Source organism: Pseudomonas sp. fls2-241-TYG-175, assembly GCF_030209155.1.
Classification (GTDB): Bacteria; Pseudomonadota; Gammaproteobacteria; order Pseudomonadales; family Pseudomonadaceae; genus Aquipseudomonas; species Aquipseudomonas viridiflava.
Genome location: NZ_JARVSO010000001.1, coordinates 250,826 through 272,170 on the forward strand (window position 1 = coordinate 250,826; position 21,345 = coordinate 272,170).

The following is a 21,345-nucleotide window of genomic DNA, read 5'->3' on the forward strand; positions in this document are numbered from 1 at the left end:
GATTTCGAGCTAAAAAATGGGGTTTAGTCTCTCTATCTCAAGGGTTTCTGGCGTTTCGATCCGGTTAATCAAAAAGTGATTAATGATATTAATGTTCGATTATCGGTCAGTCTGGATTGACGGCTGACTGGGTATGTCCCAATCCTTTGTCCACGACTCCTCGTTGGCACGATGAGAGTCGATGTCGAAAACAACAACAATAAGTGGACAACGGATATGCCAAGACTTCCCGGGGATGCTGAGAGGGTTGTACCTGCCTCATCTAATTCAGGCAAAACGTACACACTGGTGCTGGGGTTGATGGGAGTCAGCATGATGCCCGCTTCGCTGCTGGCCGAGGGGCTGGTCGCTGACAGCCATGGCACGCTGACCTTGCGCAATTACTACATGGATCGCGATTACAAGGACGATGGCGCAAAAACCGCCGCCCGAGAGTGGGCGCAGGGCTTCATTATGAATGTGGAGTCCGGATTTACGCCCGGCAAGCTGGGGTTCGGCCTGGATGCACGCGCTCTTGTCGGCGTGAAGCTCGATTCATCGCCTGACCGAAGCGGCACCGAACTGCTGCCGGTATCTGCCCGGGACGGCCGTGCCGCCGATGAGTATTCGCGGCTGGGTCTGACCGGCAAGATGCGCTTCAGCCAGACCACGATAAAAACCGGCGACGTTTCGATCTTTCTGCCTTTCGCGTTCGCCAGTCCGTCCCGCCTGCTGCCACAGACCTTCAGAGGCACCACGATTTCCTCGAAGGAGCTGGAGGGGCTGACGTTCAATGCTGGCTATATCGACCGGGTCAACAAGCGCGATTCGAGCAATTATCAGCCACTCGCCATTGCTTCGCCGAACCGGCGCTTCAACGGCGCCGCCACCTCATCACACATGGCCTATGCCGGCGGCGATTATCAGCTAAGCCGACAGCTCAGCCTGCGCGCCTATCACGCTGAAGTGGATGATCTTTACACTCAGAACACGCTGGCCTTGCTGCATCAATTGCCGTTGGGAGATGGCACGCTGACCACCGATCTGCGCAGTTTCTTCAGCCGCGACACCGGCAGCGCCAAGGCGGGCGAAGTGGATAACCAGAACCTCTCTGCGCTGGTGGGTTACAAGCTGGGCGGGCACAGCGTCAGTCTGGGCTACATGCATTCCAGCGGCGATACCGCGACACCTTATCTGTCAGGCACGGAACTCATGGGTCTCAGCGAGCTGACCATGAGTTCGGATTTTCTCAACGCCAAAGAGCGTACCTGGCAGGCCATCTATGATTACGATTTCACTGCGGTCGGCATCGTCGGGCTGCGCAGCCGTTTGCGTTACGTGCGCGGCGACAACATCGAACTGGCTGCCTTGAACGCTGACGACCGCAAGGAACGGGAGTTTCAGATGGAGTTGGGCTATGTGATTCAGAGCGGACCGTTGAAAAACGTCAGCCTGCTGGCGCGAAAGTCGATCTACCGTAACGACTTTCCGGCAGGGGCAGCATTTCGCGATGAGAACCAGACGCGCTTTGTCGTGCAGTACGCGTTGCCACTCTGGTGATCGTGATTGATCAAAAGAGCGCCGACGACGCAGGCACGTCGTCGGAGGCGTGTGTCAGGCCTGATAGACCTTTTTCAGCAACCGGAGCAGTTCCTCACGCTCCTGGGTATCGAGTGCCGAAGTGGAGTCCAGGTCGCTTTCAGCGGCGATCTGTTTCAGTTCCTTGAGCAGGGTTTCGCCGGTCTTGCTGAGGAAGATCCCGTAGGACCGCTTGTCCGGTTTGCAGCGCAGACGGACCGCCAGCGCGCGGCTTTCCAGCTTGTTCAGCAGCGGCACGACCTGCGGCGGCTCGATGGCCAGCGCCTTGGCCAGGTCGGCCTGCATCAGACCCGGATTCTTGTCGATGATCGCCAGCGCAGAAAACTGCGCGGGTCGCAGGTCGTGACTCGACAAACGTGCGATGAGGTTCTGGAAAAGTTTGAGCTGTGCCCGGCGCATGGCGTAACCGATCAGGTCATCCAGTGCGGAGTCCATAGGCAACGACGCCTCGGTAACCTGTGCCGTGGTTGGGCAGAGGGTGGCGATGTCGGATGGCTTGGCCATTGAAAATCCAGTCCTTTTGGGTTGATGAGCAATGTTTCCGGCAGTGTGCCGGTGTTCGCGAGCGAAGGCCATGGGCATTCACAGTTGTGACCAGCATATCCGAATGGAGTGCGGTAAATGTTAATTAAGGTTAATAACAGTTAATTGACATAACTAATTTTCCAGTTTACGTTTGATTCATCTTCCAATCAAAACAAGAGAGCACTGCGATGAGCACGTATGAAGGCCGCTGGACCACCGTCAAGGTCGAAATCGAGCAGGGCATTGCCTGGGTCATCCTCAATCGCCCGGAAAAGCGCAACGCCATGAGCCCGACGCTGAACCGGGAAATGATCGATGTGCTGGAAACGCTCGAACAGGATCCTGAAGCCGGCGTACTGGTCCTGACGGGTGCTGGCGATGCCTGGACCGCCGGCATGGACCTCAAGGAATATTTCCGTGAAGTGGACGCCGGTCCGGAAATCCTTCAGGAGAAGATTCGTCGCGAGGCTTCCCAGTGGCAGTGGAAACTGCTGCGCATGTATGCCAAGCCGACCATCGCCATGGTCAACGGCTGGTGCTTCGGGGGTGGTTTCAGTCCGCTGGTGGCATGCGACCTTGCGATCTGCGCCGACGAAGCCACTTTCGGTCTTTCAGAAATCAACTGGGGCATTCCGCCGGGCAATCTGGTCAGCAAAGCCATGGCCGATACCGTGGGCCATCGTCAGTCGCTTTACTACATCATGACCGGCAAGACCTTCGATGGCCGCAAGGCTGCCGAGATGGGCCTGGTCAACGAAAGCGTGCCGCTGGCGCAACTGCGTCAGGTGACCATCGATCTGGCGCTCAATCTGCTGGAGAAGAACCCGGTCGTGCTGCGCGCCGCCAAACATGGCTTCAAGCGTTGCCGCGAACTCACCTGGGAGCAGAACGAGGATTACCTGTACGCCAAACTCGATCAATCGCGTCTGCTGGACAAGGAAGGCGGTCGCGAGCAGGGCATGAAACAGTTCCTCGACGACAAGAGCATCAAGCCGGGCCTGCAGGCCTACAAGCGCTGACTAGAATCCGGCATGGCCCGCTATGCCGGATGACCTGTTGAAGCTAATGTGATCAAACGCTGCGCTGTATTCCCGATAAATAGAATAAAGAGGAATCATCATGCTGGACGTGCCCCTGCTGATCGGCGGCCAGTCGTGCCCCGCCCGCGACGGACGTACTTTCGATCGTCGCAATCCCGTGACGGGCGAAGTGGTTTCGCGCGTCGCCGCAGCCACCCTTGAAGACGCCGATGCGGCAGTCGCCGCCGCTCAGGCTGCGTTTCCGGCCTGGTCAGCAATGGCACCCGGTGAGCGCCGTGCCCGTCTGATGCAGGCGGCCGAGCAATTGCAGGCGCGCAGCGCCGAATTCATCGCTGCTGCTGGCGAAACCGGTGCGATGGCTAACTGGTACGGCTTCAACGTGCAACTGGCGGCCAACATGCTGCGTGAAGCCGCGTCGATGACGACCCAGATCAACGGCGAAATCATTCCCTCGAATGTGCCCGGCAACTTTGCCATGGCCCTGCGCCAACCATGTGGTGTGGTGCTGGGCATTGCACCGTGGAACGCGCCGGTGATTCTGGCCACACGCGCCATCGCCATGCCGCTGGCCTGCGGCAATACCGTGGTGCTCAAGGCCTCCGAACTTAGCCCGGCCGTGCATCGCCTGATCGGTCAGGTGCTGCAGGACGCGGGACTGGGCGACGGGGTTGTCAATGTAATCAGTAACGCACCGGCAGATGCGCCCGCCATCGTTGAGCGGCTGATCGCCAACCCGGCGGTGCGTCGGGTCAATTTCACCGGTTCCACTCATGTGGGACGCATTATCGCCGAACTCTCGGCCCGTCATCTGAAACCGGCCTTGCTGGAACTGGGCGGCAAGGCCCCGTTTCTGGTGCTGGATGATGCCGATCTGGACGCTGCCGTAGAGGCGGCTGCATTCGGTGCCTACTTCAATCAGGGCCAGATCTGCATGTCCACCGAACGCCTGATCGTAGACCGCAAAGTAGCCGATGCCTTTGTCTCGAAACTGGCGGCCAAGATCGAAACGCTGCGGGCAGGTCCTCCGGACGACAGCACGTCTGTGCTGGGTTCACTGGTCGATGTCGGCGCGGGAACGCGTATCAAGGCGTTGATCGACGACGCCATAAGCCAGGGCGCAAAACTGATTGCTGGCGGACAGCTCAAGGGCAGCATCCTGCAGCCCACCTTGCTGGACGATGTCACCGACAGCATGCGTTTGTACCGCGAAGAATCCTTCGGGCCGGTTGCGGTGCTGATTCGCGGGGAAGGGGACGAGGAGCTGCTGCGCCTGGCCAACGACTCGGAATTTGGCCTGTCGGCGGCGATTTTCAGTCGTGACACCACTCGCGCTCTGGCACTGGCGCAGCGGGTCGAGTCGGGCATCTGCCACATCAACGGACCGACGGTTCACGACGAGGCGCAGATGCCTTTCGGCGGGGTCAAGTCCAGCGGATATGGCAGCTTTGGCGGCAAGGCATCGATCGAACACTTCACTCAGTTGCGTTGGGTGACGTTGCAAAACGGGCCGCGGCACTACCCGATCTGAACCGTTCACGTTGGCGCGGGCGGCCTTGTTTGGAGGCGTCGGTGCCGATCAGTCAGGCACAACAATAACAAGGCCGCAGCCAGCCGCTGCCACGCCCACCACGAACTGCCGTGTGCGGTTCGGTGTGCGCGTGCCTTGACGGAGAGACGCTCGTGAGTTCCGAACCAAGATCCTCAACGCCGCACACCGAAGTCAGCCCGCCACGCTACCGTCAGGTGAGCATTGGTCATCCTGCCGTTGAAGTGCTCGAAGAGCGGGGCGTTCTGCACATGCGCTCGCTTGAACCGCTGGCCGAGTTGCCCAGGCGCTTGCTTGACCGGTTGGTGCACTGGGCCGATGTTCGTCCGCAACAGACGTTTGTCGCCGCCCGCGACAGCCTGGGTGGCTGGCGCACTGTCAGCTATGCCGAGATGCTGGACAGCGTGCGCGCCATTGCCCAGAGCCTGCTCAAGTATGAGTTGTCAGCCGAAAAGCCGCTGGCGCTGCTGTCGGGTAACGACATCGAACACCTGCAAATCGCCCTGGGAGCGATGTACGCAGGCATTCCCTACTGCCCGGTGTCGCCTGCCTACTCGGTGCTGTCCCAGGATTACGCCAAGTTGCGCCACGTTTGCGGCGTGTTGCGGCCGGGTCTGGTATTCGTCAGCGATGCAGCGCCTTTCCAGCGTGCCATCGACGCGGTGATTCCCGCCGATACGCCAGTCATCACCGTGCGTGGTCAGCTCGCCGGGCGATCCCATATCCGATTCGACAGCCTGCTGGTACAACCCGGCGGCGCCGAAGCCGAGGCTGCATTCGACGCCACCGGGCCGGACAGCATCGCCAAGTTTCTGTTTACCTCAGGCTCCACCAAGCTGCCCAAGGCCGTGGTCACGACCCAGCGCATGCTCTGCGCCAACCAGCAAATGCTGCTGCAGACCTTTCCGGTGTTTGGCGAAGAACCTCCGGTGCTGGTGGACTGGCTGCCGTGGAATCATACCTTTGGTGGCAGCCATAACGTCGGCATCGTGCTCTACAACGGCGGCACCTTCTATCTGGACAACGGCAAACCCACGGTTCAGGGCTTCGCTGAAACCCTGCGCAACCTCAAGGAAATTTCGCCGACTGCCTACCTGACCGTGCCCAAGGGCTGGGAGGAACTGGTCAACGCGCTGGAGCAAGACGCCGAGCTGCGCGACCGATTTTTCTCGCGTATGAAACTGTTCTTCTTCGCCGCCGCCGGATTGTCGCAAAGCATCTGGGACCGGCTCGACCGGGTTGCCGAGCTGCATTGCGGCGAGCGCATCCGCATGATGGCCGGGCTGGGCATGACCGAGGCCGCGCCGTCCTGCACTTTCACCACCGGGCCGCTGTCCATGGCCGGTTACATCGGCCTGCCAGCACCGGGTTGTGAAGTACGACTGGTGCCGGTGGACGGCAAACTGGAAGGCCGTTTTCGCGGGCCGCACATCATGCCGGGCTACTGGCGTTCGCCGCAGCAGACCGCCGAGGTGTTCGACGAAGACGGCTTTTACTGCTCCGGTGACGCGATAAAACTCGCCGACCCGACAGCGCCAGAGTTGGGCCTGATGTTCGATGGTCGTCTGGCGGAGGATTTCAAATTGTCGTCCGGGGTGTTTGTCAGCGTCGGCCCGATGCGCAACCGCGCGGTACTCGATGGCTCGCCCTATGTGCAGGATGTGGTCATCGCCGCGCCAGATCGGGAATGCCTGGGCGCGCTGGTGTTCCCGAGGCTGCACGACTGTCGCCAACTGTCGGGGCTGAGTGCCGATGCCAGTGATGCCGAGGTCCTGACCAGCGCACCGGTGCGCCAGTGGTTCTCTGACTGGCTGGCTCGCTTGAACCGTGATGCCACCGGCAACGCCAGTCGTCTTGAATGGATCAGCCTGCTGGTCGAGCCTGCGTCGATTGACCGTGGTGAAATCACCGACAAGGGCTCGATCAACCAGCGTGCCGTGTTGCAGTGGCGCGCAGCGATCGTCGATGCGCTGTATCGCGGCGAGGAACCCGACGTGCTGCGTGCCGGCCCTTTGAAATGAACGGGCAGTATTCGGCCTTCAGCGACGTGGCGATCATCGAGTCGGTGCGCACGCCGTGGATCGATCTAGGCGGCGCGCTGGCGCAGGTGTCGCCGATCGATCTGGGCATAAAGGTCGGCCGTGAGGTCCTGGCTCGGGCCGCTATCAAGGCGGAGCGGGTCGATACCGTGCTGGCCGGATCAATGGCGCAGGCCAGTTTTGACGCCTACCTGCTGCCCAGACACATCGGTCTGTACAGCGGCGTGGCGCAGAGCGTTCCGGCACTGGGCGTGCAGCGCATCTGTGCGACCGGTTTCGAACTGCTGCGCCAAGCTGCTGTGCACATCGGTGCAGGCGGACAGCTCGCGCTGTGTGTCGCAGCTGAATCCATGTCGCGCAATCCGATTGCCGCCTACACCCATCGCGACGGATTTCGCCTGGGCGCTGGTGTGCAGTTCAAGGATTTTCTGTGGGAAGCGCTGTACGACCCGGCGCCGGGCATGGATATGATCTCCACCGCCGACAACCTTGCACGGCGCCACGGTCTCACTCGTGAGCAAGTGGATGGCTATGCGCTCTTGAGCCATGAGCGAGCGCTTCAGGCTCAGGTCAGCGGCAGGTTGAGCACAGAGATTGTTACCGTCACGCCCGAGCAGTTCGTGCTGGACGGTTATCAGCCCAAAGCCATCGAGTTGCCGCGCGGCGTGGACAGCATGTCGCAAGACAGCCATCCACGCGCTACTGATATGGCGGGGCTGTCGAGGCTGCGCTCCATCCATGCTGACGGTGTGCAGACCGCAGGCAACAGTTGCGCGGTGGTCGACGGCGCAGCGGCAGCGCTGGTGGGCAGGGCGTCGGAAACGAACGGTCCGGTTCTGGCGCATCTGCTGGCTAGCGCCGTGGTGGGCGTGCCTCCCGAATTCATGGGCATCGGCCCGGCCCCGGCCATTCAGTTGCTGTTGCAGCGAAGTGGCTTGGGTCTAAACGATATCGGACGGCTGGAAATCAACGAAGCACAAGCCGCTCAGGTGCTCGCCGTTGCCCAGACGCTGGAGCTCGACAGGGACCGCTTGAATGTCCACGGCGGATCGCTTGGCCTTGGGCATCCACTGGCTGCAACCGGGCTGCGGCTGGTCATGACGTTGGCTCACCAGTTGCGCGACGCCAATCTGCGATACGGCATTGCCGCTGCCTGCGTCGGCGGCGGGCAGGGGATGGCATTGTTGATCGAAAATCCTGCGTTTGAGGGTTAGCGTTTCCACGACCCATAGAACCTGCTCTAACAACCCGGCCAAGGCCTGCAGGCCCCGGTTTCTATGGCGCTTATCATACCTTTATATAGCTTGACCAAACGCTGGCGAAGCGCGAATCTCGCAGGCTCAGACAACACGGATTGCATCCATGCGTACCCTCGCCGAACTCTCTTTCGATTTTATCTGGCATTTGATGTTCACGGATGAGGATCAACTCGAGCAGGATCTGGCTGTCCGGATGCTTGAAAATACGTGTGATCATCTGATGAAGATGACGGATGAGGAGAGAAGGGCGTTCATCACTGTGGCCATCGAACGGCGTGCCATCTGGCTGGCGAACGCAAGCGCCGGCTCTCGTTCGTCCAGGCAACGCGTTGCTGACGAACAGAAGCAGTTTCTCGAGGATGTGATATCCGGTCAGTTCTTCAGTCAGTTCGAAGAGCCGACGGTCCCCGACGACCATGACCGTGTCGTGCCTATCCGCAGTTATCGAAAAGGCGGCCAGCGCTAGTCTGGCCGCTGCTTACTCGATCAGTTCGCTCCGCCGTCAGGCAGCTTTGCAACCACCTTGATCTCGAATTCAAAGCCATAAAGCCAGGTCACGCCAACGGCGGTGACGGTCGGATAGGGTGCCTGCCCCCAGTACTGCGGCACGACTGTGTTCCAGATGTGCTCGAATTTCTTCTCCGGATCGACGATGAACAAGGTGACGTCCTGTACATCGCTGAATGTGCATCCGGCCGCCTCCAGCACGGCATTCAGGTTGCAAAACGCGAGTTGCACCTGCTTGTCCGGATCGGGTTCCGGCGAGCCGTCCTCGCGACTGCCGACCTGACCGGAAACAAACAGAAGACCATTGGCGCGCACTGCTGGCGAATAGCGATTGCGTTCATAAAGGGCCTGGCGGCCTGTCGGGAATACCACGTCACGCTGTGTCATGAGCTTTCTCCATCCAAAGGTCGCAGTGACCTGTCATTCAAGATGGATCGACTTTAGGCGCTTGCGCTGGACGGATAAACGCGCAACTGTAGTCATCACTGTTTGGTAATCCCAAACAATCAGGCATAAACACGGGGCGAGAATGGATCGGTTCGATGCGATGCAGGCGTTTGCGCGAGTGGTGGAGACTGGCAGCTTCACCAAGGCCGCCGGCACGTTGCACATGAGCAAGACCAGTGTGACGCAACTGGTGCAGCAGCTTGAGGCCCGTCTGCGGGTCAAGCTGCTCAACCGCACCACGCGCAAGGTCAATGTTACGGCTGATGGCGCAGCGTATTACGAGCGTGTGATACAGCTGCTGGCAGACATGGACGATGCCGAGACCAGTCTGTCCAGTGCCGCGGCATTGCCACGGGGCCGACTACGGGTGGATGTACCCAGCCCCTTCGCCAGCCTGTTGCTGATGCCGGCATTGCCTGCCTTTCACGCGCGCTATCCCGACATCCAGATCGACCTTGGCGCCAGTGACCGGGTCATCGATCTGGTTCGAGAGAACGTGGACTGTGTGCTGCGCGGTGGCGAGATCACCGATCAGTCGCTGATTGCACGACGGGTCGGGGATCTGCGGCTGGGCATTTACGCGACGCCCGGCTATCTGCAGCGGATGGGAACGCCGGACCATCCGAAGGACCTCGAGAACTCGCATCACCGTATCGTCGGCTACCTGTGGGCGCGTACCGGCAAGGCGCTGCCTTATGCCATGCATCGTGGTGAGGAAAGCGTTCATGTCCACGGTCGTTATGTGCTGGCGGTGGACGACGGCAATGCCTATCTGGCTGCCGGGCTGGCAGGAATGGGTGTCATCTGGCTCCCCGATTACATGGTCCGGCCTCATCTTGGCAGTGGTGATCTGGTGCCGCTGTTCGAAGACTGGCGTATGGACTCGATGCCGATGTATGTAGCTTTTCCGCCGAACCGGCATGTCAGCGCCAAGGTGCGTGTGTTCATCGATTGGGTTGCGGAACTGATGGCCGAGCATGCCCCGGTCAATGCGCGTTAACGGCGCGCCGACAGCTGTTGCGGGGCCAGAAAAGCGTCGTGAAAGTACTGACGAAACGCCTGCATCGCCGGACTGAAACCCCGCTCGCGATGCCAGGCAAGGCCCACGCTCATGGGCGTGACCTTGTCGGTCACCGTGATGGTTTCGATGCGTTTGCCTTCCAGCGACCAGGGCCGGTGCACCAGATCCGACAGGATGGCCACGCCGCTGCCGTTGGCAACCATGCTGCGCACCGCCTCGACCGAACTGGTGCGCACCCGCACGTTGGGTTTCTGGCGGGCCATCTCCCAATAGCGCATGGCACTCTGCTCCGCTTCGTCGACGGTGAGCAGGATATATGGCTCTCTGGCCACATCCGCGAGGCTCACCACATCACGCTGGCACAACGGATGATGGCTGGGCAGCCACAGGCGACGCTCGGAATTGAACAGCGTTTCGGAAACGATATCCGGGTGAGTGATGTTCTCGGTGAGCACCACCGCCATGTCGAAACAGCCCTCCAGCAAACCTTGTTCGATGGCCTGACGTTCCTGCTCATGGACCTGAATGGATACGTCCGGATGCCAGTGTTCCAGCCTTTGCAGGTGGTGGGGCAGGAAATAGCCGATCACGGTGTAACTCGCGGCCAGGCGCAGCAGCCCGCTGGCGCGCACGTCAGGCAACGGGCTGTTCAAGGCATCGTCGACGCTGCGCAGGATCACATAGGCACGGTTGAGAAAATGCCTTCCGGCGTCAGTCAGCGTCATGCCCTGTGCCGAACGCTGGAACAGCAGACTGCCCAGAATGTGCTCCAGCTCCTTGATTGCTGTGGTCACCGCGGACTGGGAGATGTTCAGGTGAATGGCCGCCTGGGATATCTGGCCGATCTCTGCAGTGGCGACAAAATAGCGAATCTGGCGAAGGGTGAGGGACATCGTCTTTCCTTCAGGCAGGCCATCTGATTTATAGATAAAGGGTTATCTGTTAATAGATCTACCCAAGGGGTCAGGAGAAATCTAACGTTGTCTGCGTCAGATCGCAATTTCATGTCAGGAGGGTGCGACATGCGGACAGTCGATTTCAATTCGGACATGGGTGAGAGCTTCGGTGCCTGGACCATCGGTGATGGGGTGGACACCGAGCTCATGAAATTCATCAGTTCAGCCAATGTGGCCACCGGCTTTCATGCGGGCGACCCCGGCACCATGCGTCGTACGGTCGAGCAGGCCAAGCGTCTTGGAGTTGCCGTCGGGGCGCATCCGGGGTTTCACGACCTGGTCGGGTTCGGTCGTCGTCATATTCAGGCTCCGGCGCAGGAACTGGTGGACGACATGCTCTACCAGTTGGGCGCCTTGAGAGAGATCGCTCGCGCGCAGGGCGTAACGCTGCAACATTTCAAACCCCACGGCGCACTTTACATGCACCTGGCCCGTGACGAGGAAGCAGCCCGTTTGCTGGTCGAAAACCTGCAGCGCGTAGAGCCTGCGTTGTTGCTTTACTGCATGCCAGGCTCGGTCATCTGCAGAGTCGCGCAGGAACTGGGGCAGCCGGTCATCCGTGAGTTCTACGCCGACCGCGCTTACGATCTCAGCGGCTCGATTGTCTTTACCCGTAACGTGCAGGCTTACGATCCGGCGAAAGTGGCGGCGCGGGTGCTGCGTGCCTGTCAGGAAGGCGTGGTGCAGACCGTCGAGGAAGAGGATCTGGCCATCGAGTTCGACTCCATCTGCCTGCACAGCGACACGCCAGGTGCGCTGGATCTGGCCGAAGCCACACGCAGGGCGCTGGACAATGCCGGTATTCTGGTGAAAGCGCCCCGATAAACCTGCAAGGACACCGGCACACAGATGCCGGGTCCCGTTACCGTTTGCCTGCCGTTCTCCAACCCATCCAAGAGGAACAGACATGGCCGACTATCAATCCAGCGGAGGGCGGGCATGAACGATCCGATTCGCTACAGTTTCGGTGCCGACGAACACCTGTTTGCCGAGGTCAGCGAAAGCATGTCGCTGGAAGCCTTCTTCAAGGGCATGGCGGTGACCCGTGCTGTGGAGCGCCTGCAACTCGATGGCGTGCTGGACGTGTGTCTGGCCAATGCTTCATTCCAGATCCGCTTTGATCCGGACCGGATTGCGCCCCATGCGTTGCTCGATGCCGTCAGAACCGCAGAGGCAGGTGCGGTCGCAGAGCGCACGCTGCAGACCCGCATCATCGAGATTCCGGTGCTTTATAACGATCCCTGGACCCACGAGACCCTGATGCGCTTTCGCGACCGTCATCAGGACCCGAGCTGCACGGACCTGGAGTATGCCGCACGGATCAACAATCTGGCCGACGTCGATGCCTTCATTGCCGCTCACAGCGGCGCGCCGTGGTTCGTGTCGATGGTGGGCTTCGTGGCCGGGCTGCCATTCATGTTTCAGATGGTCGAGCGCGAGCGTCAGTTGCAGGTTCCCAAATACCTGCGTCCGCGCACCGATACGCCGAAACTGACCCTCGGTCATGGCGGATGTTTTGGCTGTATCTACTCGGTGCGCGGCGCAGGCGGCTACCAGATGTTCGGCGTCACGCCAGCCCCGATCTACGACCCTCAGCAACAATTGGCGTATCTGAAAGAGCACATGGTGTTTTTCAGACCCGGCGATATCGTTCAGTTCAAGCCCATCGATCGTGAGGCGTACGACCTTGCTGTTGCCGAAGTGGACGCAGGTCGATTCGATCTGCGCATCCGTCCGGTCGAGTTCTCTCTCGACAGCTTTCTCGCCGACCCGGCCGGTTATCCGGCTTCGCTGCAGGAGGTGCTGGCATGATCAAGGTACTTAAACCGGGATTGGCGACTTCAGTTCAGGATCTGGGCCGCGAAGGGTATTACCACCTGGGCATTCCGCCTTCCGGCGCACTCGACCAATACGCGCTCAGCGCTGCCAACCAATTGGTCGGTAATCCCCCAGGCGCTGCGGGTTTGGAATGCACGCTGGTAGGGCCTGAACTGGAATTTCAGTCCGACGCATTGGTCGCGGTATGCGGCGCGCACATGACGCCTCGGCTGGATGGCATCGACATGCACCACGACACCGCCTTTGCAGTGAAAGCGGGACAGGTGCTGCGTTTCGACTTCCCCAAAGACGGCGCTCGCGCTTATGTGGCGGTGGCAGGCGGTATCGATGTGCCTGTGGTGCTGGGCAGTCGCTCGACCTACACGCTGGGCGCGCTGGGCGGTTTTGAAGGGCGACGTCTGGCTGCCGATGATCAACTGCCCATCGGCGTACCCAGTGGCAAAGGCCGGGCGGGAGCCAGTCTGCCGATGGCCTTGCGTCAGTCGCTGGGCGGTGAGGTGTATCTGCGCTTGGTGCCGGGGCTTTACTACGAGCGCCTGACGGAATACGCGGCGACCAGCTTTTTTTCCGAATCCTGGACGGTGGGTTCCGAGGCAGACCGCATCGGCTATCGCTTCAAAGGCGGCAAGGCGCTGACCTTCCAGCCACGCGAGCAACCGTTTGGCGCTGGCTCCGATCCCTCCAACATTGTCGACAGTTGTTATCCGATCGGTTCGATTCAGGTGCCGGCCGGGCTGGAACCCATCGTGCTGCATCGCGACGCGGTGTCCGGCGGCGGCTACGCAATGATTGGCACGGTGATCAGCGCCGACCTCGACCTGATCGGGCAGATGCAGCCCAATCAGAAGGCGCGTTTCGTTGCCGTCACCCTTGAAGACGCCTTGCAGGCTCGCAAGTCGTACAAAAAGAAGCTGGCGTGCCTGAGCCGGTTATTTGAATCCTGACGGGTCGGGTGTTCCGGGCGGCCGGTTTAGTATCGCCGGCCTTGCCCAGCTGAAGCAGGAACGTCTCAAGACAATTTTTCGGCCTGGACGAGCATCGTTGCCCGGCAGGCTTCGAGTATTTCGTCTGCCAGTTTCGAATCGTTCGGCACGGCGCGTGACAACATGATCGCGCCCACCGCATGGGCCAGCATGTCCAGCAGCGCTGCCCGTGATGCCTTGGGGTCCGCTTCCTGCGCCGCCGCATCAGGCACCATGTTTTTCAGCAACTGTTCAATGCCGTTGGCGAAGGCGTTTTTGACGTCGTCGGACTGGCGCGATGCATCGCCGCCGAGAGCGGCCATTGTGCAGCCGGTCGCAACGTCATCTCGATGCTCCCGGCTCAGGTAGTACTCAAGGAAGCGGGCAGGGCTGACGTCCGCCGACTGTTCCACGATTTTCGACATGCTGCAGGCAGCCGCTTCAGCCATCAGGTCGGACTTTGACCCGAAGTGCTTGTAGAACCCGCCATGGGTGAAGCCTGCAGCGGCCATCAGGTCCGCCACTCCCACCCCGTCATACCCGTGCTCGCGAAACTGCACCGATGCCGTTTCGACAATGTGCGCGCGGTTCGCTTGCGCCTGCGCTTTGGTGACCCTCATGAGATGCCTCTGTGTGTATGCGATCCAATATGCCCGCACTATAGCATTGATGTTAACCGTCATTAAAGTTGTTGACGGATAAGATGCCGATCATCATCATTGTGGCAAGTCCAGGCGATCATCGCTTGGGCACCTCAATGATTCTTTCTGCAAGAGAGCACTCCCATGACCGCACTTCCTTCTGTTCTCATCACTGGCGCATCCACCGGCATCGGCGCTGTGTACGCCGATCGTTTCGCAGGCCGCGGTCACGATCTGGTGCTGGTCGCCCGTGACAAGGCGCGCATGGACATTCTCGCGGCCCGTCTGCGTGAAGAGCACGGCGTCGCCGTCGATGTGTTGCAGGCTGACCTGACCCGCAACGATGACGTGGCCGCCGTCGAAACACGTCTGCGCGATGACGCCCGCATCGGTGTGCTCATCAATAACGCTGGTGTTGCCCAAAGCGGTGGTTTTCTGGATCAGACGTCCGCCAGCATCGATCAACTGGTCACCCTCAACATCACGGCGCTGACCCGGCTGGCCAGCGCCATTGCGCCACGGCTGGTGCAGGCGGGTGAGGGCGCCATCGTCAACATCGCCTCCGTGGTCGGCCTTGCGCCGGAGTTCGGCATGTCGATCTATGGCGCGACCAAGGCGTTCGTTGTGTTCCTGTCCCAAGGCATGAGCCTGGAACTGGCGGACAAGGGGATCTATGTGCAGGCCGTACTGCCTGCCGCCACCCGCACCGAGATCTGGGAGCGCGCAGGTATCGACATCAACACCCTGCCGGACATCATGGAAGTGCACGACCTGGTGGATGCGGCGCTGGTCGGTTTCGACCGCCGTGAACCGATCACCATCCCGCCGCTGCGTGACGATGCCCGCTGGGATGCACTGCAGGCTGCGCGTCAGGGTCTGCTCGGCGAAATCCGTCAGGCCGAGGTCGCGCAGCGTTATCAGACCGCTTCCTGATGCCTTGCGCCGGGAAGACCGTGCATTCGATTTGTCAGTCATCAACACATGAGTAAACAACCATGAAGTTTCGTCATCTCGCGGCGATCAGCGCCATTGTGTTCTGGGCGCTCGCAGTTGCCTGGATGTTTGTGCCTGCGCAGATGCTGGCGAATTGGGGAGTCGGTTTTTCCAGCGAGGCCGGCCTGGTGAGCCGTCGTGCAGCCGCTTTGTATCTGGGCTTGGGCGTGATGCTCTTTCTGGCCAGAAACGCTGCGCCTTCGGTGGCACGTTCGGCGTTGGTCGCAGGCTTTGTCACGGCCTGTCTGACCCTCGCCGCACTGGGCGTATTCGAACTGCTATCAGGGCATGCGAATCCGGGAATTCTGGCGGCGGTGGCGATCGAAGTGCTGTTTTCGATGGCCTTTCTGTTCGTCCAGCGTCGTGAAAGACACCTCGCGCAATGACGCCCTGTAAGCAGCCGAGCCATTTGTATTCAAAGAGAATTGAACACCCATGAAAGCATTCATCATCGACCGGTATGGAAAGAAGGAAGTCGGTCGGATTGGCGAGAGGCCTGATCCTGTCATCGGACCAAAAGACGTATTGGTCCAGGTTCATGCGGCCGGCGTGAACATGCTGGACGTCAAGATCCGCAACGGCGAATTCAAACCGATCCTGCCTTACAAACTGCCCTTGGTGCTGGGCAACGATGTGGCGGGCATCGTGGTGGCCGTCGGGCCAGACGTCAAAGGTTTCAAGCCTGGCGATGAGGTGTATGCGCGGCCCGAGGAGGAACGCATGGGCAGTTTTGCGGAGTTGATCTGCCTGCGCGAAGATTCCATCGCGCTCAAACCTGCGCACCTCACCATGGTGCAGGCGGCATCCGTTCCGTTGGTGGCGCTGACCGCCTGGCAAGTGCTGGTGGAAACCGCAAGGCTGCAGCCAGGCCAGCGGGTATTGATACACGCGGGTTCTGGTGGCGTCGGCACCATTGCCATCCAGCTCGCGAAACACCTGGGCGCCTTCGTTGCGACCACGACCAGTACTGCCAATGTCGAGTGGGTCAAGGCGCTGGGCGCCGACGTGGTGATCGACTACAAGACTCAGAGATTTGAAAGCCTTTTGCAGGGCTATGACGTGGTGCTGAACAGCCTGGGCACCGACGAACTGGAAAAATCGCTCAAGGTGCTCAAGCCGGACGGTCATCTGATCTCCATTTCCGGTCCGCCCACACCGCAATTTGCTGAAGAACAGAAACTGAACGGGGTGTTGAAGCAGGTGATGCGCCTATTGAGTTATGGCATCCGCAGAAAGGCCCGTAAACACGGTGTTGCCTACAGTTTCGTGTTCATGCGCGCCAATGGCGCCCAACTCAAGGAAATCACCCGACTGATCGAAGCAGGGATCATCAAGCCGATTCTGGACCGTACCTTTGCTTTCCAGCAGACCGCCGAGGCGCTGGCGTATGTCGAGCAGGGAAGGGCCAAGGGCAAGGTCGTGGTGCAGCTCAGGTGATCAGGCCCCGGAGCACGGGGCCTTCAGACTTGCCTGTCTCTCAATAGCGCGGCTTCACAGCCTTCCATTCCGGTTTGTATTTCTGCATCTGCTTCACGTCATCGCGCTGGCGGATGCCGCAACTCAGGTACTGGTCGTTGAGCTTGCCGAGCTGGTCATAATCCAGTTCCAGCCCCAGACCCGGTTCGCGAGTGAGTTTTACGCAACCGTCGACGATGGGCAACTTGCCGCCCTTGATGACTTCCTCGTCCGGCTCCTGCCATGGGTAATGCGTGTCGCAGGCGTAGTCGAGGTTAGACACGGACGCAGCGACATGGGTCATGGCCATGAGGCTGATGCCCAGATGCGAGTTGGAGTGCATCGATACACCCAGCCCGAACGTGTCGCACATCTTTGCCAGTGCCTGGGTGTCGCGCAGTCCGCCCCAGTAGTGATGGTCGGCCAGCACGATCTGCACGCTGTTCAACGCAACGCTGCGGCGGAACTCGTCGAAGTCGGTGACCACCATGTTGGTCGCCAGCGGCAGGCCGGTGCGTTCGTGCAAATCGGACATGCCGTCCAGACCCGGCGTCGGGTCTTCGTAGTACTGCAGGTCGTCGCCCAGCAGTTCGGCCATGCGGATCGAGGTTTCCAGCGACCAGTTGCCGTTGGGGTCGATGCGCAACGGATAGCCGGGGAAGGCTTTCTTCAGGGCCTTGATGCAGGACACTTCGTGCTCCGGGTCCAGCGCGCCCGCCTTGAGCTTGATGCTCTTGAAACCGTAAGCCTCGATCATGCGCCGCGCCTGAGCGACGATCTGTTCCTCGCTCAGCGCTTCGCCCCAGCTGTCCGGTGCGTAAGGCGAATCGGCGTGCTGCGCATACTTGAAGAACAGGTACGCACTGAACGGCACCTGGTCACGAACCGCGCCACCGAGCAGATCCACCAGCGGTACATTGATCGAACGCGCCTGCAGGTCAAGAAACGCCACTTCGAACGCTGAATAGGCGTTGCTCACGGCTTTGCTGGCGTGGGAGCCGGGCGCCAGTTCAGCACCCGCCAGACTGGCCGGTTTGTGGGCCGCTACAGTGGCCTGAACGATGCTGCGCAACTGGCTGAGGTTGAACGGGTCGAGGCCGATCAACTGATTCTGCACCTGTTGCTGAATCGCCAGTGCCGGGGCATCGCCATAGCTTTCACCCAGACCGATGTAACCATTGTCGCTTTCGATTTCGATGATTGAGCGCAGGGCAAAGGGTTCGTGTATGCCGCTGGCATTGAGCAGAGGTGGATCGCGAAAGGCGATGGGAGTGACGGTGACACGAATGATTTTCAAAGGACTGTCTCCCGGTTGATCAGGGTTTGATGCTTGTGTGGGTGCCGAGCGGGGCGGTCGCATGCGAGGTCGCCGGCTCAGCCCTGGACGGGCGGCGCGCATCACCTCGCGGGGTGGTGCGGGCAAAGAAGATCACGATGGCCGCCAGCAGCGAGGTGGCCGCAAGCCCGTACAGACCGCCTTGAATGGAACCGGTAGTCTGCTCCAGAAAGCCGAACGCAGTGGGTGCAACGAAGCCGCCCAGGTTGCCGATGGAGTTGATCAGTGCAATGACTGCGGCGGCGATACGGGCATCCAGATAACCCTGTGGAATCGGCCAGAACAGCGCCGACGCAGCCTTGAAGCCAATCGCGGCAAAGCAGATGGCGACGAACGCAAAGACCGGCCCGCCGGTGGTGGACATGAACATGCCGAACGCAGCGATCACCAGCGTCACGGCGACCCACGCCTGCTGATGCTTGAAGCGCGCAGCCAGAGCAGCGAAACCGTACATGGCGACAATCGATATGAGCCACGGCACCGAGTTGAACAGCCCGACCTCGAAGTCGCTCAGGCTGCCCATCTTGCGAATCATGCTCGGCAGCCAGAACGTGGCGCCGTAGATGGTCAGGGCGACAGAGAAGTAGATGAAGCAGAACAGCATGATCTGCCGATCCGCCAGCAGCTTGAACACTGAAGGGCGGACGGTTTGCGTGGCTTCCCGAGCGCGCTGCTCCTCGGCGATGGCGTTGACCAGCGTGGTCTTTTCTTCCTCGGTCAGCCATTTGGCTTCATGAGGGTGCGACTGCAGCCAGAACCAGACGAACCCGCACAGCACAATCGAGGCGAAACCTTCGATCAGAAACATCCACTGCCAGCCATGCAGGCTCAGGCCGCTGATGCCTAGCAACGCTCCGGACAGCGGCCCGGAAATCACCGAGGCGATGGCCGAACCGCTCAGAAACAACGCCATGGCCTTGCCACGGTCACTGGCAGGCAGCCATTGGGTGAAGTAATAGATGATCCCGGGAAAGAAACCCGCCTCGGCGGCACCAAGCACGAAACGCAGCACGTAGAAGCTGGTTTCGCCCTGAACGAAGGCCATGGCCATGGCGGCCGCACCCCAGGTGAACATGATGCGGGTCAGCCAGGCGCGTGCGCCGTAGCGTTGCAGCAGCATGTTGGAAGGCACTTCAAACAGCGCATAGCCTACAAAGAACAGACCGGCGCCTAACCCATAGGCGGCTGCGCCGATGCCTAGATCGGTTTCCAGGTGGCTGCGCACAAAGCCGATGTTGACGCGGTCGATGTAATTGACGATGAACATCACCACGAACAACGGCAGCACGTGGCGTTTCACCTTGCTGGCCGCACGGGCAAGCACCGTAGGGTCCGAAGCGTGAGGGACGGTATTCAAGAGGCAACTCCCATTCATTGTTTTTTTGGGGATGAGCCGATCATGGACGCTGGGATTATTCCCGTCTAATCTAGATATTGATTTGATTGATACCTGGAATGAATCAATGTTCGAGCTGGCCCAACTGCGCTGTTTCACCACCGTCGCCACGGAATTGAATTTTCGAAGAGCGGCCGAGCGCCTGAACATGACTCAGCCGCCGCTGAGCCGACAGATCCAGTTGCTTGAGCACAATCTGGGCGTGGATTTGTTCACGCGCAGCACCCGCAGCGTGGCGTTGACCGCTGCGGGGCGTGCATTTTTCATCGAAGCGCAGACACTGCTGGAGCGCGCGCAGCAGGCGGCCATTTCGGCCCGGCGCTTCGCCGAAGGCGATATTGGCTCGGTGACGATCAGTTTCGTTGGCAGCGCGGTGTACGAGTTCCTGCCCAAGGTGATCGCCGAGGCGCGGCTCAACCAGCCTCAGGTCAAGATATCCCTCACCGAAATGAATACCTACCAGCAGCACGAAGCGCTCAGGGCGCGGCGCATTGATCTGGGCATCGTGCGGGCTCCGTTGTTTCAGCCAGGCTACGAGACCGAGTGTCTGGTGCGCGAGCCATTCGTGCTCGCGGTGCCGGGCAACCACCCGCTGGCTCGGGCTTCGACGGTCGCGGTTGAAGATTTGGACGGCGCCCCATTCCTCATGTACTCACACTCGGCCTATCCGCCCTTCAACGAGCTGCTGACCGGCATGTTCCGTTCGGCCCGTGTTGCTCCGGATTATGTGCAGTGGCTCGGCTCGTCGCTGACGATTCTGGCGCTGGTGAACGCCGGTATGGGCCTGGCGCTGGTGCCGCGCTGCGCGACCAATGTGGTGTTCAAAGACGTGGTGTTTCGCGAGATCGACTTGGGCGAGGGCGTGCAGAGCGAACTGCATCTGGTCTGGCGGACCGACAATGACAATCCGGCGTGCATGATGCTGCTTGAGGCCATTCGGGCAGCGGTGAAAGTCGATATGAATATTTGAAGTATTTATGCAGAAGACGCCCGCAGTTCATGGCCGTCTACTATCATTCGTTCAATCGATAGTCACCATCAAGAAAGGCAAGTTCTGTTTTTTCGGCAAAGGAGGAGGATGGCGTCATAGCCACTTGCTCCGTACAGAAGGAAACGAACGATGAAAATTTTCAACCTGCTGACTTTTGTCGCTGTCTTGATCAGTGCGCCTCTGGCCACGTCGTCCGTTTCCGCTGCCACTGCTCTCGATAACGCCCAAGCTTGCCACTTCCAGCCGGTAGCGGACAGCCCTGCCAGCCTTCAGCATTCGCAGTCGGTCGGCGTGCTGTACAGCGAAAACACAGTCAGTAATCTCGAGTACCTGAACAACTATCATGCCGTTGCCCAGCGCTCTGCGCGAAACCCTGCGCTGGATTCGCGCATTCGTGACGCCTTCATCAACAGCTCCGACCCGAAGTTGGCCATCGACTGGCTCACCGGCTCGCTGAAGAAAGAATTCGCCTCGGTGACCGTCTACGACAACCTGAACGCAGTGATGCAGGCGCGGCCTGACGTGGTGGTGATGCTCGACACTTACAACCAGTTGGTGAGCAAGCGCAACAATCAGGTGGAAGCCCGTTATCTGGCGCGCTTCTACGACGCCAACCTGCAGTACATCGGCAAGGCAGAAGGCGCAACCGGCCAGGCAATGCCTTCAGTCTGGGTCAAGGGCAAGGCCGCTCCTGAAATCGCCGCGCAGATCGACCAGCAACGCGAACTGCAGGTCACTGCCCTGAAACAGTTCGACGCCTCGCTCAAGGCGCTGGTCCTGCAGGCTGAGCGGGATCAGGTGGCTGCAAACTGAT

The 21,345-nt window shown here is 60.2% G+C and carries 21 protein-coding genes; 15 read left to right on the forward strand and 6 right to left on the reverse strand.

All coding sequences use genetic code 11. The features are described 5' to 3' along the window. Nucleotides 1-216: 216 nt before the first annotated feature. Nucleotides 217-1,539 carry an OprD family porin gene (locus tag QRN20_RS01235; RefSeq protein ID WP_058432439.1) on the forward strand — a complete coding sequence of 441 codons (1,323 nt, stop codon included), beginning with the start codon at nucleotides 217-219 and terminating at the stop codon, nucleotides 1,537-1,539. 54 nt (nucleotides 1,540-1,593) lie between these two features. Here QRN20_RS01235 and QRN20_RS01240 read toward each other — a convergent pair whose 3' ends face one another. After that, entirely contained in the window at nucleotides 1,594-2,082 is a 489-nt protein-coding gene (locus QRN20_RS01240) for a MarR family winged helix-turn-helix transcriptional regulator (protein ID WP_029242568.1), read from the reverse strand. 209 nt (nucleotides 2,083-2,291) lie between these two features. On the opposite strand from QRN20_RS01240, the gene QRN20_RS01245 reads away from it, so the two are divergent. The 5 genes from QRN20_RS01245 to QRN20_RS01265 all read left to right on the forward strand — a co-directional run bounded on the left by QRN20_RS01245 (nucleotide 2,292) and on the right by QRN20_RS01265 (nucleotide 8,453). Then, nucleotides 2,292-3,122, forward strand: coding sequence for a p-hydroxycinnamoyl CoA hydratase/lyase (locus QRN20_RS01245; protein ID WP_004882372.1), 831 nt, complete (start codon nucleotides 2,292-2,294; stop codon nucleotides 3,120-3,122). A 100-nt stretch (nucleotides 3,123-3,222) separates the two neighbouring features. Continuing rightward, on the forward strand, nucleotides 3,223-4,671 hold the full coding sequence (locus QRN20_RS01250; RefSeq protein WP_096766872.1) for an aldehyde dehydrogenase: 1,449 nt from the start codon (nucleotides 3,223-3,225) through the stop codon (nucleotides 4,669-4,671). Nucleotides 4,672-4,823: 152 nt separating this feature from the next. Further along, on the forward strand, nucleotides 4,824-6,710 hold the full coding sequence (locus QRN20_RS01255; RefSeq protein WP_122606784.1) for a feruloyl-CoA synthase: 1,887 nt from the start codon (nucleotides 4,824-4,826) through the stop codon (nucleotides 6,708-6,710). After that, nucleotides 6,707-7,942: a thiolase family protein gene (locus QRN20_RS01260; protein ID WP_122467775.1), complete on the forward strand. Its 1,236-nt coding sequence runs from the start codon at nucleotides 6,707-6,709 to the stop codon at nucleotides 7,940-7,942. The genes QRN20_RS01255 and QRN20_RS01260 overlap by 4 nt, the downstream gene beginning before the upstream one ends. A gap of 148 nt (nucleotides 7,943-8,090) precedes the next feature. Beyond that, a complete protein-coding gene (locus tag QRN20_RS01265) occupies nucleotides 8,091-8,453 on the forward strand; it encodes a hypothetical protein (protein WP_029242572.1) in 363 nt (120 codons plus the stop codon). 20 nt (nucleotides 8,454-8,473) lie between these two features. Here QRN20_RS01265 and QRN20_RS01270 read toward each other — a convergent pair whose 3' ends face one another. Further along, nucleotides 8,474-8,881 (reverse strand): RidA family protein, encoded by a 408-nt coding sequence (locus QRN20_RS01270; RefSeq protein ID WP_029242573.1) that lies wholly within the window; start codon nucleotides 8,879-8,881, stop codon nucleotides 8,474-8,476. A gap of 142 nt (nucleotides 8,882-9,023) precedes the next feature. On the opposite strand from QRN20_RS01270, the gene QRN20_RS01275 reads away from it, so the two are divergent. Beyond that, a complete protein-coding gene (locus QRN20_RS01275; protein ID WP_122501691.1) occupies nucleotides 9,024-9,941 on the forward strand; it encodes a LysR family transcriptional regulator in 918 nt (305 codons plus the stop codon). Here QRN20_RS01275 and QRN20_RS01280 read toward each other — a convergent pair. After that, nucleotides 9,938-10,855 carry a LysR family transcriptional regulator gene (locus tag QRN20_RS01280; RefSeq protein ID WP_122428253.1) on the reverse strand — a complete coding sequence of 306 codons (918 nt, stop codon included), beginning with the start codon at nucleotides 10,853-10,855 and terminating at the stop codon, nucleotides 9,938-9,940. The two genes, QRN20_RS01275 and QRN20_RS01280, sit on opposite strands and share 4 nt — an antisense overlap. 129 nt (nucleotides 10,856-10,984) lie before the next feature. Between QRN20_RS01280 and QRN20_RS01285 the strand changes: the two genes are divergently transcribed. From QRN20_RS01285 to QRN20_RS01295, 3 genes are all read left to right on the forward strand, one after another. Continuing rightward, nucleotides 10,985-11,743, forward strand: a complete 759-nt coding sequence (locus QRN20_RS01285) for a 5-oxoprolinase subunit PxpA (protein ID WP_004882364.1) — start codon at nucleotides 10,985-10,987, stop codon at nucleotides 11,741-11,743. 114 nt (nucleotides 11,744-11,857) lie between these two features. After that, nucleotides 11,858-12,730, forward strand: a complete 873-nt coding sequence (locus tag QRN20_RS01290) for a 5-oxoprolinase subunit B family protein (RefSeq protein WP_122501692.1) — start codon at nucleotides 11,858-11,860, stop codon at nucleotides 12,728-12,730. Continuing rightward, nucleotides 12,727-13,701, forward strand: coding sequence for a 5-oxoprolinase subunit C family protein (locus tag QRN20_RS01295; RefSeq protein WP_285359925.1), 975 nt, complete (start codon nucleotides 12,727-12,729; stop codon nucleotides 13,699-13,701). The genes QRN20_RS01290 and QRN20_RS01295 overlap by 4 nt, the downstream gene beginning before the upstream one ends. A 65-nt stretch (nucleotides 13,702-13,766) precedes the next feature. On the opposite strand, the gene QRN20_RS01300 is transcribed toward QRN20_RS01295, so the two are convergent. Continuing rightward, on the reverse strand, nucleotides 13,767-14,339 hold the full coding sequence (locus QRN20_RS01300) for a TetR/AcrR family transcriptional regulator (RefSeq protein ID WP_122428257.1): 573 nt from the start codon (nucleotides 14,337-14,339) through the stop codon (nucleotides 13,767-13,769). A 165-nt stretch (nucleotides 14,340-14,504) separates the two neighbouring features. On the opposite strand from QRN20_RS01300, the gene QRN20_RS01305 reads away from it, so the two are divergent. From QRN20_RS01305 to QRN20_RS01315, 3 genes are all read left to right on the forward strand, one after another. Further along, nucleotides 14,505-15,293 carry an SDR family NAD(P)-dependent oxidoreductase gene (locus QRN20_RS01305; protein WP_122428259.1) on the forward strand — a complete coding sequence of 263 codons (789 nt, stop codon included), beginning with the start codon at nucleotides 14,505-14,507 and terminating at the stop codon, nucleotides 15,291-15,293. A 62-nt stretch (nucleotides 15,294-15,355) separates the two neighbouring features. Further along, nucleotides 15,356-15,739 (forward strand): hypothetical protein, encoded by a 384-nt coding sequence (locus QRN20_RS01310; RefSeq protein ID WP_122606788.1) that lies wholly within the window; start codon nucleotides 15,356-15,358, stop codon nucleotides 15,737-15,739. Between the two features lie 49 nt (nucleotides 15,740-15,788). Then, nucleotides 15,789-16,790: an NADP-dependent oxidoreductase gene (locus tag QRN20_RS01315; protein ID WP_122606790.1), complete on the forward strand. Its 1,002-nt coding sequence runs from the start codon at nucleotides 15,789-15,791 to the stop codon at nucleotides 16,788-16,790. A 40-nt stretch (nucleotides 16,791-16,830) separates the two neighbouring features. Here QRN20_RS01315 and QRN20_RS01320 read toward each other — a convergent pair whose 3' ends face one another. Further along, nucleotides 16,831-18,105: a glucarate dehydratase family protein gene (locus tag QRN20_RS01320; RefSeq protein ID WP_122606792.1), complete on the reverse strand. Its 1,275-nt coding sequence runs from the start codon at nucleotides 18,103-18,105 to the stop codon at nucleotides 16,831-16,833. Nucleotides 18,106-18,124: 19 nt separating this feature from the next. Next, nucleotides 18,125-19,468, reverse strand: coding sequence for an MFS transporter (locus QRN20_RS01325; protein ID WP_285359964.1), 1,344 nt, complete (start codon nucleotides 19,466-19,468; stop codon nucleotides 18,125-18,127). Between the two features lie 139 nt (nucleotides 19,469-19,607). Between QRN20_RS01325 and QRN20_RS01330 the strand changes: the two genes are divergently transcribed. Both QRN20_RS01330 and QRN20_RS01335 read left to right on the forward strand, forming a co-directional pair. Then, nucleotides 19,608-20,510, forward strand: a complete 903-nt coding sequence (locus tag QRN20_RS01330; protein WP_122430408.1) for a LysR family transcriptional regulator — start codon at nucleotides 19,608-19,610, stop codon at nucleotides 20,508-20,510. Nucleotides 20,511-20,660: 150 nt separating this feature from the next. Then, nucleotides 20,661-21,344 (forward strand): ATPase, encoded by a 684-nt coding sequence (locus QRN20_RS01335; protein ID WP_122499085.1) that lies wholly within the window; start codon nucleotides 20,661-20,663, stop codon nucleotides 21,342-21,344. The last annotated feature ends 1 nt before the right edge of the window (nucleotide 21,345 follow it).

Coding starts and splice junctions, on each gene's coding strand:
- QRN20_RS01235 (WP_058432439.1), top strand. CDS start 217: ATGCCAAGACTTCCCGGGGATGCTGAGAGGGTTGTACCTGCCTCATCT.
- QRN20_RS01240 (WP_029242568.1), bottom strand. CDS start 2,082: ATGGCCAAGCCATCCGACATCGCCACCCTCTGCCCAACCACGGCACAG.
- QRN20_RS01245 (WP_004882372.1), top strand. CDS start 2,292: ATGAGCACGTATGAAGGCCGCTGGACCACCGTCAAGGTCGAAATCGAG.
- QRN20_RS01250 (WP_096766872.1), top strand. CDS start 3,223: ATGCTGGACGTGCCCCTGCTGATCGGCGGCCAGTCGTGCCCCGCCCGC.
- QRN20_RS01260 (WP_122467775.1), top strand. CDS start 6,707: ATGAACGGGCAGTATTCGGCCTTCAGCGACGTGGCGATCATCGAGTCG.
- QRN20_RS01265 (WP_029242572.1), top strand. CDS start 8,091: ATGCGTACCCTCGCCGAACTCTCTTTCGATTTTATCTGGCATTTGATG.
- QRN20_RS01270 (WP_029242573.1), bottom strand. CDS start 8,881: ATGACACAGCGTGACGTGGTATTCCCGACAGGCCGCCAGGCCCTTTAT.
- QRN20_RS01275 (WP_122501691.1), top strand. CDS start 9,024: ATGGATCGGTTCGATGCGATGCAGGCGTTTGCGCGAGTGGTGGAGACT.
- QRN20_RS01280 (WP_122428253.1), bottom strand. CDS start 10,855: ATGTCCCTCACCCTTCGCCAGATTCGCTATTTTGTCGCCACTGCAGAG.
- QRN20_RS01285 (WP_004882364.1), top strand. CDS start 10,985: ATGCGGACAGTCGATTTCAATTCGGACATGGGTGAGAGCTTCGGTGCC.
- QRN20_RS01290 (WP_122501692.1), top strand. CDS start 11,858: ATGAACGATCCGATTCGCTACAGTTTCGGTGCCGACGAACACCTGTTT.
- QRN20_RS01295 (WP_285359925.1), top strand. CDS start 12,727: ATGATCAAGGTACTTAAACCGGGATTGGCGACTTCAGTTCAGGATCTG.
- QRN20_RS01300 (WP_122428257.1), bottom strand. CDS start 14,339: ATGAGGGTCACCAAAGCGCAGGCGCAAGCGAACCGCGCGCACATTGTC.
- QRN20_RS01305 (WP_122428259.1), top strand. CDS start 14,505: ATGACCGCACTTCCTTCTGTTCTCATCACTGGCGCATCCACCGGCATC.
- QRN20_RS01310 (WP_122606788.1), top strand. CDS start 15,356: ATGAAGTTTCGTCATCTCGCGGCGATCAGCGCCATTGTGTTCTGGGCG.
- QRN20_RS01315 (WP_122606790.1), top strand. CDS start 15,789: ATGAAAGCATTCATCATCGACCGGTATGGAAAGAAGGAAGTCGGTCGG.
- QRN20_RS01330 (WP_122430408.1), top strand. CDS start 19,608: ATGTTCGAGCTGGCCCAACTGCGCTGTTTCACCACCGTCGCCACGGAA.
- QRN20_RS01335 (WP_122499085.1), top strand. CDS start 20,661: ATGAAAATTTTCAACCTGCTGACTTTTGTCGCTGTCTTGATCAGTGCG.